This is a genomic window from Pseudoclavibacter helvolus (assembly GCF_049707175.1).
Taxonomy (GTDB): Bacteria; Actinomycetota; Actinomycetes; order Actinomycetales; family Microbacteriaceae; genus Pseudoclavibacter; species Pseudoclavibacter helvolus_A.
In genome coordinates, this window is sequence record NZ_JBNAFM010000042.1 from 1 (window position 1) to 625 (window position 625).

Sequence of the window (625 nt, forward strand, 5' to 3'; positions counted from 1 at the left end):
GTAACCACGACCACGCTTCTTGTTGTTGTGGTTCCCGATCGTGCGGCCGAGTTTGCGGTGCCCGCCGCCGTCGGGGATGCGGCCGAGTTTCTTGATATCGACGTGGACGAGATCGCCGGGGTGTTCTCGCTCGTATCTGACCGGCCACGTTTTCCGGATAGGGAGTCCGGTGGCTTGGTCGAGGTGCGCGAGCCGGGGCATGCGGAAGCGTCGAAGGACTCGCCAGGCCAGCGACGGCTCGATGCCGAGGTGGTAGGCGATGCGGTGCGGCCCCCAACGGCGCGTGACGCGCAGGTTCACGATGCGACGCTCGACGCGTTTCGGGCAGCGACGCGGGGACGTGTGTGGTCGGGAGGATCGATCCGTGAGCGCTTCACCGTTGCGGAACCGGTCCGCCCATTTCTTCGCGGTCGCTGGCGAGCACTGGAATCGTTCCGCGGCTCTGCGGTAGCTCCACCCGCCATCCACGACGAGCGACGCGATCCGGCGCCGTCCTTCCGGGGTGAGGGGTGCGTTAGCGTGGGTCACGAAAACCTCCGTGCTTGGGATGGTGAGTGTGGTAACCCACATCCTGCACGGAGGTTTTCGTTTACGTCAGCCGGTCACAACGTCCCGAGGCAATACA

The 625-nt window shown here is 65.3% G+C and carries 1 protein-coding gene; it reads right to left on the minus strand.

Annotated features, from left to right (window positions below; all coding sequences use genetic code 11):
* A partial coding sequence (locus ACPYN9_RS17190) for a leucine zipper domain-containing protein (RefSeq protein WP_424468112.1) occupies positions 1-528 on the minus strand: 528 nt, incomplete at its 3' end.
* Positions 529-625: the final 97 nt, after the last annotated feature.